This window comes from Pseudoalteromonas sp. CF6-2 (assembly GCF_021729425.1).
GTDB lineage: Bacteria > Pseudomonadota > Gammaproteobacteria > Enterobacterales > Alteromonadaceae > Pseudoalteromonas > Pseudoalteromonas arabiensis.
Genome location: NZ_CP091442.1, coordinates 1,649,227 through 1,666,322, shown reverse-complemented (window position 1 = coordinate 1,666,322; position 17,096 = coordinate 1,649,227). Strand labels below are relative to the sequence as shown.

The 17,096-nt window shown below is 40.8% G+C and carries 16 protein-coding genes; 9 read left to right on the top strand and 7 right to left on the bottom strand.

Features of this window, described 5'->3' with window-relative positions:
* Positions 1–31 precede the first annotated feature (31 nt).
* The 5 genes from mnmA (at position 32) to L3Q70_RS07695 (ending at position 4,828) form a co-directional block, all read left to right on the top strand.
* Entirely contained in the window at positions 32–1,132 is a 1,101-nt protein-coding gene (gene mnmA, locus L3Q70_RS07715) for a tRNA 2-thiouridine(34) synthase MnmA (protein ID WP_062569399.1), read from the top strand.
* The gene (hflD, locus tag L3Q70_RS07710) at positions 1,132–1,734 is read left to right on the top strand and encodes a high frequency lysogenization protein HflD (RefSeq protein ID WP_062568969.1); all 603 of its coding nucleotides are present in this window, start codon (positions 1,132–1,134) and stop codon (positions 1,732–1,734) included. The genes mnmA and hflD overlap by 1 nt, the downstream gene beginning before the upstream one ends.
* A 33-nt stretch (positions 1,735–1,767) precedes the next feature.
* A complete protein-coding gene (purB, locus tag L3Q70_RS07705; RefSeq protein WP_193988751.1) occupies positions 1,768–3,138 on the top strand; it encodes an adenylosuccinate lyase in 1,371 nt (456 codons plus the stop codon).
* Positions 3,139–3,211: 73 nt separating this feature from the next.
* Positions 3,212–4,357: a cupin domain-containing protein gene (locus L3Q70_RS07700; protein WP_237115179.1), complete on the top strand. Its 1,146-nt coding sequence runs from the start codon at positions 3,212–3,214 to the stop codon at positions 4,355–4,357.
* A gap of 12 nt (positions 4,358–4,369) precedes the next feature.
* Positions 4,370–4,828, top strand: coding sequence for a GNAT family N-acetyltransferase (locus tag L3Q70_RS07695; protein WP_237115178.1), 459 nt, complete (start codon positions 4,370–4,372; stop codon positions 4,826–4,828).
* 55 nt (positions 4,829–4,883) lie between these two features.
* Here L3Q70_RS07695 and L3Q70_RS07690 read toward each other — a convergent pair whose 3' ends face one another.
* The 5 genes from L3Q70_RS07690 to L3Q70_RS07670 all read right to left on the bottom strand — a co-directional run bounded on the left by L3Q70_RS07690 (position 4,884) and on the right by L3Q70_RS07670 (position 9,535).
* Entirely contained in the window at positions 4,884–5,330 is a 447-nt protein-coding gene (locus L3Q70_RS07690) for a DUF4826 family protein (RefSeq protein WP_062568965.1), read from the bottom strand.
* Between the two features lie 91 nt (positions 5,331–5,421).
* The gene (locus L3Q70_RS07685; RefSeq protein ID WP_237115177.1) at positions 5,422–6,666 is read right to left on the bottom strand and encodes a lipoprotein-releasing ABC transporter permease subunit; all 1,245 of its coding nucleotides are present in this window, start codon (positions 6,664–6,666) and stop codon (positions 5,422–5,424) included.
* Entirely contained in the window at positions 6,656–7,354 is a 699-nt protein-coding gene (lolD, locus tag L3Q70_RS07680; RefSeq protein ID WP_237115176.1) for a lipoprotein-releasing ABC transporter ATP-binding protein LolD, read from the bottom strand. The genes L3Q70_RS07685 and lolD overlap by 11 nt, the downstream gene beginning before the upstream one ends.
* Positions 7,347–8,564 carry a lipoprotein-releasing ABC transporter permease subunit gene (locus tag L3Q70_RS07675; RefSeq protein ID WP_237115175.1) on the bottom strand — a complete coding sequence of 406 codons (1,218 nt, stop codon included), beginning with the start codon at positions 8,562–8,564 and terminating at the stop codon, positions 7,347–7,349. Before L3Q70_RS07675 ends, lolD begins: the two co-directional genes overlap by 8 nt.
* Positions 8,565–8,653: 89 nt before the next feature.
* Positions 8,654–9,535 (bottom strand): LysR family transcriptional regulator, encoded by an 882-nt coding sequence (locus tag L3Q70_RS07670; protein ID WP_237115174.1) that lies wholly within the window; start codon positions 9,533–9,535, stop codon positions 8,654–8,656.
* 110 nt (positions 9,536–9,645) lie between these two features.
* Between L3Q70_RS07670 and L3Q70_RS07665 the strand changes: the two genes are divergently transcribed.
* Positions 9,646–10,767, top strand: coding sequence for an S-(hydroxymethyl)glutathione dehydrogenase/class III alcohol dehydrogenase (locus L3Q70_RS07665; RefSeq protein ID WP_062568960.1), 1,122 nt, complete (start codon positions 9,646–9,648; stop codon positions 10,765–10,767).
* A 55-nt stretch (positions 10,768–10,822) separates the two neighbouring features.
* The gene (gene fghA, locus L3Q70_RS07660) at positions 10,823–11,659 is read left to right on the top strand and encodes an S-formylglutathione hydrolase (protein WP_237115173.1); all 837 of its coding nucleotides are present in this window, start codon (positions 10,823–10,825) and stop codon (positions 11,657–11,659) included.
* 98 nt (positions 11,660–11,757) lie between these two features.
* On the opposite strand, the gene L3Q70_RS07655 is transcribed toward fghA, so the two are convergent.
* On the bottom strand, positions 11,758–13,251 hold the full coding sequence (locus L3Q70_RS07655; RefSeq protein ID WP_237115172.1) for a BCCT family transporter: 1,494 nt from the start codon (positions 13,249–13,251) through the stop codon (positions 11,758–11,760).
* 220 nt (positions 13,252–13,471) lie between these two features.
* Here L3Q70_RS07655 and L3Q70_RS07650 point away from each other — a divergent pair, with 220 nt between their 5' ends.
* Positions 13,472–13,888 carry an MgtC/SapB family protein gene (locus tag L3Q70_RS07650; protein ID WP_062568955.1) on the top strand — a complete coding sequence of 139 codons (417 nt, stop codon included), beginning with the start codon at positions 13,472–13,474 and terminating at the stop codon, positions 13,886–13,888.
* A gap of 59 nt (positions 13,889–13,947) precedes the next feature.
* Here the strand turns inward: L3Q70_RS07650 and L3Q70_RS07645 are convergent, their stop codons facing one another.
* The gene (locus L3Q70_RS07645; protein ID WP_237115171.1) at positions 13,948–15,846 is read right to left on the bottom strand and encodes a beta-ketoacyl synthase; all 1,899 of its coding nucleotides are present in this window, start codon (positions 15,844–15,846) and stop codon (positions 13,948–13,950) included.
* A 127-nt stretch (positions 15,847–15,973) separates the two neighbouring features.
* Here L3Q70_RS07645 and L3Q70_RS07640 point away from each other — a divergent pair, with 127 nt between their 5' ends.
* Positions 15,974–16,984: a helix-turn-helix domain-containing protein gene (locus tag L3Q70_RS07640; RefSeq protein ID WP_062568953.1), complete on the top strand. Its 1,011-nt coding sequence runs from the start codon at positions 15,974–15,976 to the stop codon at positions 16,982–16,984.
* Positions 16,985–17,096 lie beyond the last annotated feature (112 nt).

The window sequence follows — 17,096 nt, the reverse complement described above, 5'->3', positions numbered from 1 at the left end:
CCATAGCAGTTAAAAAATGACAGCGAATATTATGAGCGAAAATAGTCACATTAAAGTCATCGTGGGTATGTCCGGCGGTGTGGATTCTTCTGTATCAGCATATTTATTAAAGCAACAAGGCTATCAAGTTGAAGGCCTGTTCATGAAAAACTGGGAAGAAGACGATAATGATGAATATTGCGCTGCGGCTGAAGACCTTAAAGACGCACAAGCTGTGTGCGACAAGCTTGATATTGAGCTTCACACTGTAAATTTTGCAGCCGAATACTGGGACAATGTATTTGAGTACTTTTTAGCAGAGTATAAAGCAGGCCGTACGCCAAACCCAGACATCATGTGTAATAAAGAAATCAAATTCAAAGCTTTCTTAGAATTTGCAGCAGAGGCTTTGGGTGCTGATTACATTGCCACAGGTCACTATGTACGCCGCGAAAAACGTGACGATAAATATGTCATGTGTCGTGGTCTTGATGACAACAAAGATCAAAGTTATTTCTTATACACGTTAAGCCATGAACATATTGCGCAAACACTGTTCCCTGTTGGCGATATTGCCAAACCTGAAGTTCGCCGCATAGCTGAAGAACAAGATTTAATTACGCACGATAAAAAAGACAGTACCGGTATTTGTTTTATTGGTGAGCGTAAGTTTAAAGACTTCTTACAAAAATTCTTACCAGCACAGCCAGGTAAAATTGAAGATACCGATGGCAATGAAGTGGGTGATCACGAAGGCTTGATGTACCACACCCTTGGTCAACGTAAAGGTCTATTAATTGGCGGCATGAAAGAAGGTTCGGGTGAACCTTGGTACGTGGTTGATAAAGACGTTGATCGTAACGTATTAGTGGTTGGTCAAGGTAAAGACCACCCTCGCCTATACAGCAATGGCTTAAATGCAAATCAACTTCACTGGGTCGACCGCGAAGGCCCTAAAGGCACCACACGCTGTACTGTTAAAACCCGTTATCGCCAAGAAGACATCAACTGTACTTTACTCGTTGGTGAAGATGGTATGGCACGCGTATTATTTGATGAGCCACAAAAAGCAGTTACACCAGGTCAATCAGCCGTATTTTACGCTGACGAGGTCTGTTTAGGTGGTGGTATCATTGATTCGGTGATCAAATAATGACAGAACACCAAGTCATGGCTTTAGCCGCCATGTGCCAAGTTGCCAAACAAGTACAAAAAGTTGCGCAATATGGCCAAGGCAGTGATCACGAATTAGAAAAATTACTAAACTGTATTGTTGAGACATCACCTAATAGCCCTGAAGATGTATATCAGGGTAAACATAATTTACGTGACGGTTACCGTGTTTTAATCGCCCAGCTTTCAGCTGGCTCTGACAAAGACGTTGAAATCGTAAAATATGTAGGTGGCTTAATGCAGTTAGAGCGCGCATTAAGTTCAAAACAAAACAGTTTAAATGAATTAGGTCGTCGCATTGATGATGTTAAGCGTCGCCTCGACCATTTTGCTATCACAGATGATACTGTGGTCGCAGCGCTTGCCGATATTTACTCATCGGTGCTAAGCCCCCTTGGGCATCGTATTCAAGTGTACGGCAAGCCAGAGTTATTAAAGCAGCAACTCACGCAAAACAAAATCCGCGCTTTACTTTTAGCCGGAATTCGTAGTGCCGTGTTATGGCGACAAATGGGCGGTAAACGCCGTCACTTTTTCTTTTCGAAGAGAAAAATTCTCGCTATTGCTAAACAGTATATTTAATTATCGTTCAAACTAAACAATTTAGGAGTCATTATGGAGCTTTCAGCGTTAACCGCTATCTCTCCGGTAGATGGTCGCTACGGCAGCAAGACCACGGAACTACGCAGCATTTTCAGCGAATTTGGTTTAATCAAATACCGTGTAACTGTTGAAGTTCGTTGGTTACAAGCTTTATCTGCAGCTAGCGCAATCAAAGAAGTACCGGCATTTAGCGACGAGGCTAATGCTTTACTTAATGCCATTGTTGATAACTTTAGTGAAGCTGATGCAGCACGCGTTAAAGAGATCGAGCGCACAACGAACCATGACGTAAAAGCGGTTGAATACCTACTTAAAGAAAAAGTAGCAGACAACGCAGAGCTTAACGCAGTAAACGAATTCATTCACTTTGCATGTACTTCAGAAGATATCAATAACCTGTCTCACGGTTTAATGCTGACAGAAGCGCGTGACAAAGTATTACTTCCATACTGTGACCAACTTCTAAATGCACTAAAAGAAAAAGCGGTTGAATACAAGTCAGTTGCAATGATGACTCGCACACATGGTCAGCCAGCTACTCCTTCTACAATGGGTAAAGAGTTTGCAAACGTCTACATGCGCTTAAAGCGTCAACGTGACCAAATTGCTAATGTAGAAATGTTAGGTAAAATCAACGGTGCTGTAGGTAACTACAACGCTCACCTTAGCGCGTACCCAGATTACGATTGGCACAGCCACGCTGAGCAATTCGTAACAAGCCTAGGTTTAACATTTAACCCGTTCACAACACAAATCGAGCCACACGATTACATTGCAGAGTTATTCGATGCAGTTGCACGTTTTAATACTGTATTACTTGATTTTGACCGTGACGTTTGGGGCTATATTGCACTTAACCACTTCAAACAAAAAACAATCGCAGGTGAGATTGGTTCATCAACCATGCCTCACAAAGTAAACCCGATTGATTTTGAAAACTCTGAAGGTAACTTAGGTATTGCTAACGCTATCTTTACTCATCTTGCGCAAAAACTACCGGTATCTCGCTGGCAGCGTGACTTAACTGACTCAACAGTGTTACGTAACCTAGGTGTGGGTATGGGCTACACACTTATCGCTTACCAAGCGACATTAAAAGGTGTGAGCAAGCTTGAAGTAAACGAAGCGCGTTTACTAGAAGAGCTAGATCAAAACTGGGAATTACTCGCAGAGCCTATCCAAACGGTAATGCGTAAATATGGTATCGAAAAGCCATATGAAAAACTTAAAGACCTTACTCGTGGTAAACGCGTAAACCAAGAAATCATGGCTGATTTCATCGATGGTCTTGAGTTACCTGAAGAAGCAAAAGTAGAAATGAAAAAATTAACACCGGCTAATTACATTGGTCGTGCTGTTGAGTTCATCGACAACTTAGCTTAAATTCAAATTAAGAGTTAAAAAAGCGAAAGGCCTTCCTTTCGCTTTTTTTATATCAATTCGCTTAGGTCATGTTATGTATCAATTAACCATCAATTCATTAACCCAAGAGCAATTTTTAGCTGAGTATTGGCAAAAAAAACCATTACTTATTAAGCAAGGCTTCAAAGATTTTGCTGATCCTATAGAGCCCGAAGAATTGGCCGGTCTAGCCATGGAAGAAAGCATTGAATCACGTATTGTGACCAATCACTCAGATGATTGGCAAGCATATCATGGCCCATTCGAAGACTTTAGCTTGCTAACTGAAAAGCACTCAACATTACTCGTGCAAGCAGTTGACCATTGGCATAACGATGCTGCGCAGCTACTGGAACCATTTCGCTTTATTCCAAATTGGCGTATCGATGACTTGATGATCAGCTACTCAACCCCAGGTGGTGGTGTAGGCCCGCATTTAGATCAATACGATGTGTTTATTATACAGGGTGAAGGTAAACGCCACTGGCGAGTTGGTATGCCTGATGCGAATTTAAAACAATTTGCGCAAAATAAAAGTCTGTTGCAAGTTGAGCAATTTCCTGCGGTTATCGATTGCGTGTTAGAGCCCGGTGATATTCTGTATATCCCGCCGGGTTGCCCACATGAAGGCTATGCAGTTGAGAATGCACTTAATTACTCTGTTGGTTTTAGAGCACCTAATCAGCGTGATTTATTATCACAATTTGCTGATCACTTGATTGACACTGAACTTGGCAATCAACGATACAGTGATGCAGAGCTTAAATTACGCTCATCAAAAGGTGAACTTGACCAAACTGAAGCTGAAAAAGTAAAGCAATTAATGATTGCTGCGATTAATGATGACGCAGTATTTAAGACCTGGCTTGGCAACAGTATGAGCCAGCCAAAGCATGAAATGGATTTAGCACCATTAGAGGAGCCTTATACATTAGATGATGTACTTACGCTTCTAAGTGATGACGACGTTATTTTTGAGCGTTTAGGCGGCACTCGGGCAATTTACCAAATAATTGATGAACAAGTTCTATTAAGCATCAATGGTGTTAACTATATGCATGATATAGAAGAACTTGAACTTATCAAAAAGCTTACCGATCACACATGCTTGACAGCTACTGACATAAATAGTTCAAAAAATAATCACATTTTCTTGAAAACCTTTACTACACTTTTAAATGAGGGTATTTGGTTTTGTTAGGAGCGTGTGTTTATGGGCTATCATATCGATGAAGTTGAATGGAGTATCGACAAGGAACTCTTACAAAAAATCAGGGAACGTGTGTTTGTATATGAATTACACATTCCGAAACACATAGAGTTTGATCATCTTGATCAAACAGCACACCACGTATTGGTTACAAAAGATGGTAAATGCCCTGTTGCTACAGGGCGTTTATGTAACGATGGTCTCATAGGCCGTATTGCTGTCTTGCCTGAGCATCGTAATCGTTCTGTCTATAAATCACTATTAACTTATTTAGTTAAAATGGCTGAAAAACAAGGGTGCGACTGTGTCAGTATCAATTGCATTTTGAACGAAGTAGACAGGTTTAAACAAAATGGTTTTGCTGCAGATGGCTTAGTGTTCATGGAAGCTGGTATTCCAAGACAGCGAATGCTTTGCCCTATCAAACAATTTGATACGCGGCCATTCACCTTGGTGCATTAACGATACAAAATAAAAAGCTGAATAATTATATTCAGCTTTTTACAGTAAACTCAGTTTATGCTGGCTCATTTTGCCACATATCATCTTTTTCAAATAATTCATACAAACCGTGTGCACGATTTATCAACAGGTTTGCAAAATCAACTTTTGTTTTATCAACTGCGCCTGATTGCATAAGTTGGTCTGCTTTAAGCTGCCATTGCATCGAAAAAAAGCGTAAAGCTTCACGTGCATCTTTCGCTGCGCTCGCTTCGGCGTGATCCGTTGGTAAACGACCCGTCACCACCCAGTAGCTTTTACCATTTTGAGCTTTGAATTTCCAAACAGCAACTAGTGGCGCAATAAAGCGGCTTTCTTTTTCAATGACTGTTTGCGGGATCACACCTTTTTCAGCTAAATGCTTTTGCGCGTTCTGGAAACATTCTCGTTGCCACATAATACTTTGCTTGTGTGCTTGTGCTTGCTCTTCTTCTGTCAGTGGCTTAGCTTGTTTTTGTTCCATATTGGTTACTCTTTTACTACATTTAGGACACTTTAAGGCTTAATATACTAGGGTGCAAGTGTTTGCGAGCATTTAAGCTTTATTCACACTTTTAGTTACCTAACACCTTTGCAGGGTCAATTCTTGTTGCCTGCCATGCTGGGTAAAGTGTTGCTAGTATAGCCAAAATAAAAGTAACAAAAACTGTAACAACAATATCTTGCCAAACTAACTTACTCGGTAGAAACTCAACAAAATAAACACCTTGCAACGGGTTATCACCAGCTAGGTTGCTTAACCAAGTAAACAGCTCACTTATATTAAGTGCCACCATAACACCAATAACAGTACCTAACAGCACACCAATTAGGGCTTGAGTAAAGCCTTGCATAACAAAAGTTGCCAAAATTGTACTATCTTGTGCACCCATGGTTTTTAAGATAGCAATGTTTGCCTGTTTCTCGCGCACTTCCATCACCAAGGATGAAACAATATTAAAGCTGGCAACAGCAATAATTAAAAACACCACGATATAAACAATCGTGCGAACCATTTGAATATCCTGATACAAACTGCCTTGTGTTCTAAACCAACTAGACACATACACATAGTCGGGGATAACTTGCCCGACCCGCATCGCCGTTTGATGTGCTGCAAAAACATCATCCACTTTTAACCTAAGCCCTGTTACTTGGTTTTTAGTAAAACCCAGCACAGCTTGTGCTTTATCTAATCTTATATAAGCAGCTGTTTCATCAATAGGCCCGCCCATATTAACAATACCCACGAGCTTTAAACTCACCCGCTTTGGTGAGAGTAACTTACTCGTTTGTTGATTAATCTGTGGGATCAATAACGTAACAGGGTCGCCAATTTCTAGGCCAAGCTTATTGACGATTTGTTGACCTAAGATGACATCTTCTTGCTGTAGTTGGCTTACTAAACGGCCCTGAGTAAACTGATTAAGCGCAGAAACTTGGTTCTCTAAATCGGCTTCAACTCCGCGTACCTCAACCGCCTTCAGTTCATTTTTAAACTGTGCCATACCACTTACACTAATAAAAGGCGCTGCACCAGCAACGCCATTTTGCTCATGAAGTAATTTGACTTTATTTTGCCAATCATTTATCGGTTTATTAGGGGCTACATATTCAACTTGTGGCACAACAGACAATAATCTATGCACCAATTGCTGCTCAAAGCCATTAATAACCGATAGCGCAACAATAAGCACAGCAACACCTAATAGAATACCTATGGTCGAAGCCTTTGCTATAAAACTCACAAAACCATTTTGACCATCTTTATGACCACTGTGTGCGCGAAAACGTTTTGAAATAAAGGCACTAAGCAACATTTTGAGACTCTTTAATTGCAAGCTTACCATCATCTAAATAAGCAATTTTTCCCAGCTTATCTGCAAGCTCTAAATCATGCGTGACCACAACAAAGCTTGTTTTGAGACTGCTATTTAACTCTTTAATTAAGTCATAAATTTTTATTGCATTTTGTTTGTCTAAATTACCTGTTGGTTCGTCTGCAAGTACTAACGCAGGCTCAGTAACTAAGGCCCTTGCAATGGCAACACGTTGACGCTCACCGCCTGATAACGCTGAAGGTTTATGCTCACTGCGATGAGAAAGACCTACTTTATCAAGCATAATTAATGCTTTTTTGTTCGCTTCAATTGCACTTAAGCCTTTTATAAGCAATGGCATAGCAACATTTTCAATCGCAGTGAATTCCATTAACAAATGATGGAATTGGTAAATAAAACCAAGATTTTCGTTGCGAAAGTTAGCTTGTTGTTTGCGGTTTAGCTTTCCAACTTGCTTTCCTTTAATTTCGACTGTGCCGTTTGTTGCATTATCGAGGGTTCCTAAAATGTGCAATAAAGTACTTTTACCAGAGCCAGAGCTGCCAACAATGGCCAACATTTCACCCTGTTTAAGTGTCAGCTCAACCCCTTTTAATACCTCGACTTGGTTATCGCCATCTTGATAAACTTTGTTCAGCTGCTGACAATTGATGACTAAATCACTCATAACGTAATACCTCTGCTGGATTCACTTTTGCAGCTTTTCGGGCAGGATACAAAGTGGCTAAAAAGCTCATCGCAATACTCCCTGCGGCAATTAGGCTCAAACTCATAACATCAAATTTAACGGGTAAGCTTACACCTGCTAATAAATTGATGCCTAACATATTCAATAACTCATTGATATTGCTACTTAACAACACCCCAAGTAAAGCACCGATACTGGTACCGATAAAACCGTTATACAAGCCTTGTATCATAAATACATGTTGTACTTGCTTGGGCGTTAAACCGAGTGTTTGTAAAATTGCGACTTCACTTTGCTTTTCGCTCACCATCATGGTCAACGCTGAGACAATATTAAATACGGCAACTAAAACAATCAGTCCCAATAGCATTGACATGATTCTTTTTTCCATTGCAACAGCGGCAAAAAGGGTTCCTTGCGTGTCTCGCCAATCTGAATACTTAAACCCAGCTAACATCTGACTGTGTGATTGTAAAACATCCTCAACAGCAAAAGGCTCATACAAGGATACACTTAAATTAGGTGCTGCTGATGATGCTATTTTTAAAACTCGTTGTAATGAGTAACCACTGGTGAAGGCTAAAGAGGTATCTATTTCAGATTGCGTTTCGTATAAAGCTGCGACCGTAAATAAGCGTTGACTTGGCACCCTGCCCAAGGGGGTATACGCGCTTGCATTTGGCATAATAACTCGTACTTTATCACCAATGGAGATACCCAGCTTGCGACTTAAATAACGACTTATAGCAATATGGTACTGTTTATCCATAACCAATGACCAATCACCCACGACAATTTTATCTTTAATCTGATAAAGTGAGTTTCCATCATCATAAAGCCCTTGTAACAACACACCATGTAAGTCTTTATTTGTTTGTAAAATGGCTTCACCATGACGGTATAGGTTGACTTGTTTTACATCTTGAGAGTTTGTAAGCTGAGTTTTAAGGGTCGCCATTGCCTCTTTTGAATGAGAATCCCCTTCTACTTCAATATGAGGAATTAGCCCTAGCATATTGGTTTTTAGATTATTCTCGAAACCATTCATTACCGAGCTAACGGTAAAAAGAGCCATCAGGCCAATAGCGATGCCTGCAATAGAAAAAAATGAAATAAATGAGATAAAGGCATTACCCTTTGAAGAGCGACTATATCTCAGCCCTATAAAAAGGCTAACAGGTTGAAACATAATAATTTATGGGTAATCCAAGGGCTAAATATGCGCTCATGTTAGCATATATTTAGCCATGATGGGATGCGAGAAATTGTAAAAAATAATTATAAATCCGATACTTGAACACTCTCAACAAGATGATCAAGTAATGCTTTTACATTCGTTGCAATAAACTGTCTTGGTGGATACACCCCCCATACACCTTCAGGTGCAGGCGCAACATTCGATAACACAGCAACTAGGTTCCCCGTATTTAAGTGCTCATTTACATAATAGTCTGGCAGTTGCACAATACCTAACCCTTTAATTGCAGCATCGACCAATGCCCAACCACTGTTACATTGTAAGCGCCCTGCTACTTTTATGTGTTTATCTTGGTTTTGTTCTTTTACCCGCCAATAGCTGTTATTACCAATTAAACAATGATGATGATGTAACTCACTCACACTGTGTGGTTGCCCAAAATTGTTTATATATTCAGGGCTACAACAAATAACTAGCCTGCGCTGATTAATGCGCCTTGCTTTTAGTGATGAATCTTTTAAATGACCAAGCCGAATAGCGAGATCATACCCCTCTTCGAGTAGATTCACTTGCTCATTACTTAAATGGCTGATAACTTCAATCTCAGGGTGCTTTTGCATAAACGAATGCACCGCAGGCATAATATAGCTTTCTCCATACATTACAGGAGCAGTGAGCTTTATAGTGCCTTTAGGTGTCAATTGCTGCTCAGCAAGCAGTGCCGTCGCATCATCCATTGCATGCTGAAGTTGTTTTGTTTGGTGAGCAAATATTTCACCTTCTTTGGTTAACACAACTTTGCGGGTCGTTCTCGTCAACAGCTGTGTATTTAAACGCTCCTCTAATTGACTTACATACCGACTCACGTGTGCTACCGACATACCGAGCATTTTACTTGCCCTAGTAAAACTACCCGTTTCTGCTACCGCTAAAAACTCATCGATTCCATGCCAACGATTCATTATTACCATATTGTAAAAGTGTTTTAATAAAACTGAGATTATCATTCATTTAGAAATAAATAAAATAGACTAGGTTTATTACTTACTTCCAACAACTATAAGGGAACGTTATGACTGATTTTATTAAATCAAAAGCGGCTATCGCTTGGGGTCCAAATCAACCACTATCAATCGAAGAAGTGGATGTAATGATGCCAAAAAAAGGCGAAGTGCTTGTAAAGATTGTTGCTACTGGTGTTTGCCATACAGATGCATTTACTTTATCTGGTGAAGACCCTGAAGGTATTTTCCCAGCAATCCTTGGCCATGAAGGTGGCGGTATTGTTGAAGCTGTGGGTGAAGGTGTGACACATGTAGAAGTAGGCGATCACGTAATTCCTCTTTACACTGCCGAGTGTGGTGAATGTAAGATGTGTAAATCAGGTAAAACCAACCTATGCTCTGCAGTGCGTGAAACACAAGGTAAAGGTTTAATGCCAGACGGCACCACTCGTTTCTATAAAGATGGTCAACCGATTTATCATTATATGGGTTGTTCTACCTTCTCTGAGTACACAGTATTACCTGAGATTTCACTTGCTAAAGTAAGCAAAGAAGCGCCACTTGAAGAGATTTGTTTACTTGGCTGTGGTGTTACCACAGGCATGGGTGCTGTCACGAAAACAGCTAAAGTACAAAAAGGCGACACTGTGGCTATTTTTGGCCTAGGTGGTATTGGTTTATCAGCGATTATTGGTGCGAAAATGGCTGGCGCAAGCCGTATTATTGGTATCGATATCAATACTAGCAAATTTGATTTGGCAACAAAACTGGGGGCAACAGACCTAGTAAACCCGAAAGATTTCGACAAACCAATTCAAGAAGTCATTGTTGAAATGACTGACGGTGGTGTTGATTTCTCATTTGAGTGTATTGGTAACGTTGATGTTATGCGTTCTGCACTTGAATGTTGTCACAAAGGCTGGGGCGAATCAGTCATCATTGGTGTAGCTGGTGCTGGCCAAGAAATCTCAACGCGTCCATTCCAACTTGTAACAGGCCGTGTATGGCGTGGTAGCGCATTTGGGGGCGTTAAAGGCCGTTCTGAGTTACCTGAAATTGTTGAGCGTTATATGAATGGTGAGTTTGCGTTAAACGACTTCATCACTCACACCATGAAACTTGAAGATATCAATGAAGCCTTTGACTTAATGCACGAAGGTAAGAGCATCCGCTCAGTCATTCATTATTAATCTATAAACCTGACGCTTGGTTAACCTCAAGCGTCTTCGTTTCAAGGATGTGGTTATGCTAGAAAACATAAGCTCAACAAAAGTCAGCGGTGGCTGGCATAAACAATACACACACCAAGCAAGCAGTACCCATTGTGCTATGCGTTTTGCAATATTTTTACCGCCTGGTGCCAGTGAAACTAACAAAGTACCCGTCATGTATTGGTTATCAGGTTTAACCTGTACTGATGAAAACTTTATGCAAAAAGCAGGTGCCTTCAAAAAAGCGGCTGAGCTAGGTATTGCAATCGTTGCACCAGATACGAGCCCTCGTGGTGATAATGTGCCTGATGATGAAAACTACGACTTTGGCCAAGGCGCAGGTTTTTATGTGAACGCTACAGAGGCCCCTTATAACGTGCATTACAATATGTACGATTATGTTGTTTCTGAGTTACCAGCACTTATTGAGGCGCACTTCCCCGTCAGTGATAAAAAAGCCATTGCAGGTCACTCAATGGGTGGTCACGGCGCATTGATGATTGCCCTTAGAAACCCTGAGCAATATGTGAGTGCCAGTGCCTTTAGCCCTATTGTAAACCCTATTAACTGCCTATGGGGTGAAAAGGCGTTTACTAACTATTTAGGTAGTAACAAAAGCAGTTGGCTTAAATACGATACCTGTGAACTAATGAAGCAGGCAGAAGCTGATAATTACCTGCCAATACGCGTTGATCAAGGCGAAGCTGATAACTTTTTAACAGAGCAGCTTAAAACAGAAAACTTATTTGCAGTAGTAAATGAAAAAGATTACCCCGCTGAGATAAATATGCACGCAGGCTATGATCACAGTTACTTTTTTATTAGTAGCTTTATCGATGAGCACTTAGTGTTCCATAAGCAATATCTTTAATTGCTCTTTGGTGAGTGTGGGGATTCAATTTCCCCACACTCATAATGATGCTTTAAGTATATTGCTCTGCTTATATTTTACTGTAAAAAATGTTCGTATTATGCACACAAGTCACGAACAAACTCTTTTAAAAACCCTGCTAATTGCAAAATAAATACAGCTAAAAATGGCAAAGCCCCTAAAATCGCTATACTTCGATTTAAAGGCTCATCTTGTTGTAAAAGCAATGCAAAACTGCACATAAATAACGCCAAACACCATGCATATAGTGTGCTCTCATTTTTAAACTGATTTTGAACAAGCTGCCTAATCACTAAAATAGCGGAGTCCGCCGAGGTCGCAACAAACACCAAAAGCAATAACAAGCTACTCCATATCAAAACGCCGCCTTGCCAGCCTAACTGATTAAAAAAAACAAACAGCCCTTGAGTGTAGTCATACTTAATCGCTGATAAAATGCCGGCTTGGTTTAGTTTGTCCCACTCAATTGCAGCACCAGAGAATACAGAAAACCATATAATCGTGACACATGTAGGAATACCGACAACCGCCAAAATAAATTGCCATACCTTTCTACCTTGACTAATGTTGGCTAGAAATACGCCTACAAATGGCCCCCAAGCTAACCACCAAAAATAATAGTTATATGTCCAGTGCGTTGCCCAAGTGGATGTGTTTAATTGACTATCAAACTGCCATGTTCCTGTAGCTAGTAATTGTAAATAATAACCAGTTCCATCTAGTGCAATCTTCACAATAGGTGCAACAGGCACGATAAATAACAGCCAAATCAATAATGAAAATGCTAAAAGGACATTAAAGATACTTAACGATTGCACCCCTCTTCTGAGGCCTAGCCTCGCTGATAAAGTATAAATAACAAATAATACACTTACGATTACTGTGCCTATCAATAAAGGTGATGTAATACCCAGTTCAACCTCAACGCCCTTACTAATAAGTAACGTTGAGTTTGCTATTGTTCCAACAACGCCGAAGAACACAGCAAAAACAGCAATTAGTTTAATCGCAAAGGCCATTGCTCGTTTTTTATGCAGGCTAAGTTTATTTCCGAACGCACTCATAACAGGTGCACATATATCTCCAGAGTTACCACTGTATTGCGTCAACCCACCTAGCACTAAGCCAAAAACGGCATACAAGGCCCAAGCATGAGCTCCCCAATTAACAAGGGTTAATGCAAGGCTACTTGCTAACCTGTCAGGGTATAGACTTTGCTTTAAAGGAGGGTTCATAAAATGCATTGCAGGCTCTGCAACTCCCCAAAAGATCAGCCCTGACCCCATTCCGGCTGCGAATAACATGGCAAACCAGCCAAAGTTGGAATATTCAATTTTTGCATGCTCACCGCCTATTTTTCGGCCCCCCAAGGGGCTAAATGAAAGAATGATAACGGCAAATAATAAGAAGTTCACGAACAGGAAAAAGCCACTTCCTAGAACGCAGAGGACGTCTTGAACCATAGGCTGTATATGTAACGTCATCAGCTCAGGCTGTGCCGCAGCAATGAGTGCGATAAAAATACAAATAGTCAGTGCTGTTTTTTCTAGCATGGTGATTGAATGTTTCAAATTATAGCCTACATAGTGAACACTTTTAAAAAGTGCATGACGGTGTGCAAATAAACTCAGTCTGAAAATTTGACACGTTACTGGGTAAAATTCGCAAAATTATAGCAATTAAGATCCGCTAAAACTCGGCTAGATGTCCTAATTACCTTATTTTTCTATAAATATTGACTAGGTATTAAACTTGCTATGTAAACAGAGTGTATATTTAAGGAATTGATAAATGGACTTTAATTTAGACTGGCAAGAAGTCATTGATAATTTAATTCACCTAGGTATTGCCTATTTACTTGCCTTACCTATGGCCTTTGATCGAGAAAAGACCAGTAACGGAGCTGGCTTAAGAACTTTTCCACTGGTTGCAGTGGCATCCTGTGGCTATGCATTAGTTGGCATGTCAGTTTTAACAAGCTCAGAGGCTGAATCAAAAGTACTTGAAGGAATTATCACCGGTATAGGCTTTATTGGTGGTGGCGCAATTCTAAAGAATAAAAATTCAACCTATGGTACGGCTACTGCAGCCAGTATTTGGAACATGGGTTTAATTGGCATTGCCGTTGCGTTTAGCCGCTATGAAATAGCTTTTTTAATGGCGTTGATCAATTTTGTAACCTTACGATATGTTAAACGCTTTAAATAAGAAAAAAGGCGCTATAGAAGCGCCTTGCTGTCAAGAATGTGCTTAAACATGTCTTGATCTTAAAACATATCCTGATACGGGTTCGATTTTGATAACGCAATTGATTTATCAAAACCTGGGATTGTCATTGAGTCAGCACTCATTACAATCTCGTTTTCATCAATCAAACCATCACCAAAACGGTAAATTAGCTCATAATCACCTAAATCAGCTTGTTGTTGATAGTCAGCTTGTGCTTGTGCAACCTGAGTATGACGGTCTTGATATTGCGCCATGGCCGCAACACCATGACGCTTTGCTAACATCTTTAATGTAACCGCAGGTGAAAGCACTGTCGCTGTCGCATTATTACCACCAAACCCTTTTGAGTTAATAAAGGCGACATCCATTGCACCACACTGGTAATGCTCAGTGCGGATATCTAAATGATCGCTATACACATCATCAGCGACTTTATCAATTGTCGTGATACCTGGCATAATATTGTGACTAAACACGCCCAATGCCATAGCCAACTGGTCACCACTAGCAGGAGCAATCGTATGGCCAACATAGGCTTTAGGCGCAGCAACCTTCCAGTTATCTATTGCGAAAGTCTCTGCGACCTTATGATAGATAAGTGATTCTGTAACTCGGTTTTGTGGCGTACTTGAGCCATGCGCCAAAATAAAGCTACGTTTTTGCACCGCTTCTTGGCCAACAATACTACTAGCCAGCGCGACGGATTTAGCCATCGTAATATAATTACCAGGACCTGGTGCGGTGATTGATTTTTTAATACCATCTGCATTAACAAATACATCAGCAACGGAACCTTGAATGTCTGCACCGAGTTCTAAAGCAAGGGCATCATCCATCAAAATAACAACCTGTGCTCCCTCACCAATTGTGAAGCCACAGTTCTCACCAAATGGACGGCTTGTACGGCGATGATCAACCACCTCTGTGTTATCTAAACGCTTGAGCCCTTCTTCATTAGCAAGCGCACTCATATTGCCAAAACCTTCAACAATTTCAGGTGTAATTGCACACTCAACCGATGCCACAATCGCGACACGAGTACGACCCGCTTGAATATCATTTACCGCAGCACGTAGGTTATATAAAAATGTCGCACACGCACCTGATGTGGTAAACGTTGTACCGACATTACCCGTCACATACGCGTTAATGAAGTCAGTCGACATAGTATTTAAGCCAAGTGCTAATTGCTTAGTACTTACACGGTCGCCCTGCTGACGTGAGCGGATTAAACCACCTAACCCTTCGTCATCTACTTGTCCAACAACAGAGGCTGAATAAGTGCCAATTTGATCAGGTTCAACGCTATTCATAACATGCCGCCAATCAAGCCCTGTTGAGCGAATTGCATCTGTTGCGGCAAAAATAGTTGCTTGAAGGCCTCTAGGTTGATAACGACTGTTGTACATATTTGCAGGTTCAAAACCTGTTGGTAACTGACCAGCTGCTTTAATAGGATTATCACGAGTGCTGTCATGTTTAACTGCAATATCAGCACTAATAGTTACTTTTACTTTTTTATCGCTAAGGTCTTCAACTAACCAACTTTCAGGTACTGGCGTTGGTAAATCACGACGACGCGTTTCAAATACAATCTGTTGCTCATCTGATGCGGTTAGCGTCATTTTTTGTTGCCAAGGTGTGGCGTCAACGTCAAAATGATTTTTTTCAATTTTACGAATAAGCGTACCAGCTAAAACCTGCTCACCGAATCGAGCTTCAATATCAGCTTCATTAACAGTGTTTCCATCTACATCTTTTAAAACACCGTCAGTCAGCGTGACTAAATTCATGAGTGTCGCTAAACCTAAAAATGTTTCTTGGCGGGCTTTAGCGTCCAAGCTGTCTAACACGATACGACGATAACCTTGATGAAAAGAAGTGCGGCCAGCGGCATTAATACCACCCATACCAACAATAACGGGTAATGCTGTCATAATTAACCTTGAGAAAACGTGTTACGAGAATTAAGTCAAGTTTAAATGGATTAACCCGCACAGTTTATGCTTAAATAGCCAAATAACCTGCATAATGAGCCAAAATCAACTGGTCGGAGCAATTTGAGTGACGAGTCTTCAACAAGCAAAAGCGATAGAAATTAGTATATTGGTTTATCCTCACTTGCTAATAACCAGTTTAACTCTGCCTATCGAAATGCTCAGAGCGGGCGAAGCTTTTGCTAAAAGCCATTCGCAATCAGAAGAATTCAGGCCGTTAAACATTAACTTGGTAGCAAGTAACTTAAATGCCATCCCCAATCGTACAGGCCTTGCTATTGTGCCTGACTGCGAAGCTGTCACAGCCCCCACCAGTGACTTGATTATTGTGCCTGGTATTTGGCGTAACCCGCGTCCAGTAGTGAGCAAACAACAGAAATTAATACACTGGCTTAGTGATTCTTGGCAGCAAGGAAGCCATATTGTTGGTGTGGGGACCGGCAACTGCTTAGTTGCTGAGGCTGGGTTATTGGACGGTCATCCTGCGACGACTCATTGGCATTATGCAGAGCAATTTAAGCGGGATTACCCAAATGTGCAGCTTAAACCTGACTTTTTCATCACACAATCTGAGCGCATGTATACAGTTGCTAGTTTAAATGCCCTTGCAGACGTGATAGTTCATATTATCAGCCAATATTATGGCCGAGAAGCGGCACAACATGTTGAGCGCAACTTTTCCCATGAAATTCGTAAGCCCTATGAAGATCAACGTTATCTAGAAGGCGCAGTTGATAAACACCCTGATGAACTTATCGCGCAGATCCAGTTTTGGTTAAAAAACAATTTAACCTCTGAGCTAACTCTGCATGAAGTTGCGGCACAATTTAGCTTAAGTTATCGCACCTTCACTCGGCGATTTCGCCAAGCCACCAGCCAAACGCCCGTTGAGTATTGGCAGCAGCTACGCGTACAAGCAGCTAAAGAATTACTTGCTTCATCAAACTTATCGATTCAAGAAGTGGCACTGGAAGTTGGCTATAATGACCAAGGTCATTTAACCCGAGTTTTTAAAAAAGTGTTATCACAAACGCCCAGTGAGTACCGTACTGTGGTGAGACGAAAACTCTTTGGCTAAAGTGCCTGTGTTAATTAATTGAAAAATTAACACCAATACTGCCTTTTTAAGTTGCTGATTTAGAAATTATTACTAAGCTTTTAAATAGTTGTATCTCACTATTTTGAGCCAA

Coding starts and splice junctions, on each gene's coding strand:
- L3Q70_RS07690 (WP_062568965.1), bottom strand. CDS start 5,330: ATGGAACAAAAACAAGCTAAGCCACTGACAGAAGAAGAGCAAGCACAA.
- L3Q70_RS07665 (WP_062568960.1), top strand. CDS start 9,646: ATGACTGATTTTATTAAATCAAAAGCGGCTATCGCTTGGGGTCCAAAT.
- purB (WP_193988751.1), top strand. CDS start 1,768: ATGGAGCTTTCAGCGTTAACCGCTATCTCTCCGGTAGATGGTCGCTAC.
- L3Q70_RS07675 (WP_237115175.1), bottom strand. CDS start 8,564: ATGTTTCAACCTGTTAGCCTTTTTATAGGGCTGAGATATAGTCGCTCT.
- mnmA (WP_062569399.1), top strand. CDS start 32: ATGAGCGAAAATAGTCACATTAAAGTCATCGTGGGTATGTCCGGCGGT.
- lolD (WP_237115176.1), bottom strand. CDS start 7,354: ATGAGTGATTTAGTCATCAATTGTCAGCAGCTGAACAAAGTTTATCAA.
- L3Q70_RS07645 (WP_237115171.1), bottom strand. CDS start 15,846: ATGACAGCATTACCCGTTATTGTTGGTATGGGTGGTATTAATGCCGCT.
- L3Q70_RS07700 (WP_237115179.1), top strand. CDS start 3,212: ATGTATCAATTAACCATCAATTCATTAACCCAAGAGCAATTTTTAGCT.
- L3Q70_RS07695 (WP_237115178.1), top strand. CDS start 4,370: ATGGGCTATCATATCGATGAAGTTGAATGGAGTATCGACAAGGAACTC.
- hflD (WP_062568969.1), top strand. CDS start 1,132: ATGACAGAACACCAAGTCATGGCTTTAGCCGCCATGTGCCAAGTTGCC.
- L3Q70_RS07670 (WP_237115174.1), bottom strand. CDS start 9,535: ATGAATCGTTGGCATGGAATCGATGAGTTTTTAGCGGTAGCAGAAACG.
- L3Q70_RS07650 (WP_062568955.1), top strand. CDS start 13,472: ATGGACTTTAATTTAGACTGGCAAGAAGTCATTGATAATTTAATTCAC.
- fghA (WP_237115173.1), top strand. CDS start 10,823: ATGCTAGAAAACATAAGCTCAACAAAAGTCAGCGGTGGCTGGCATAAA.
- L3Q70_RS07685 (WP_237115177.1), bottom strand. CDS start 6,666: ATGTTGCTTAGTGCCTTTATTTCAAAACGTTTTCGCGCACACAGTGGT.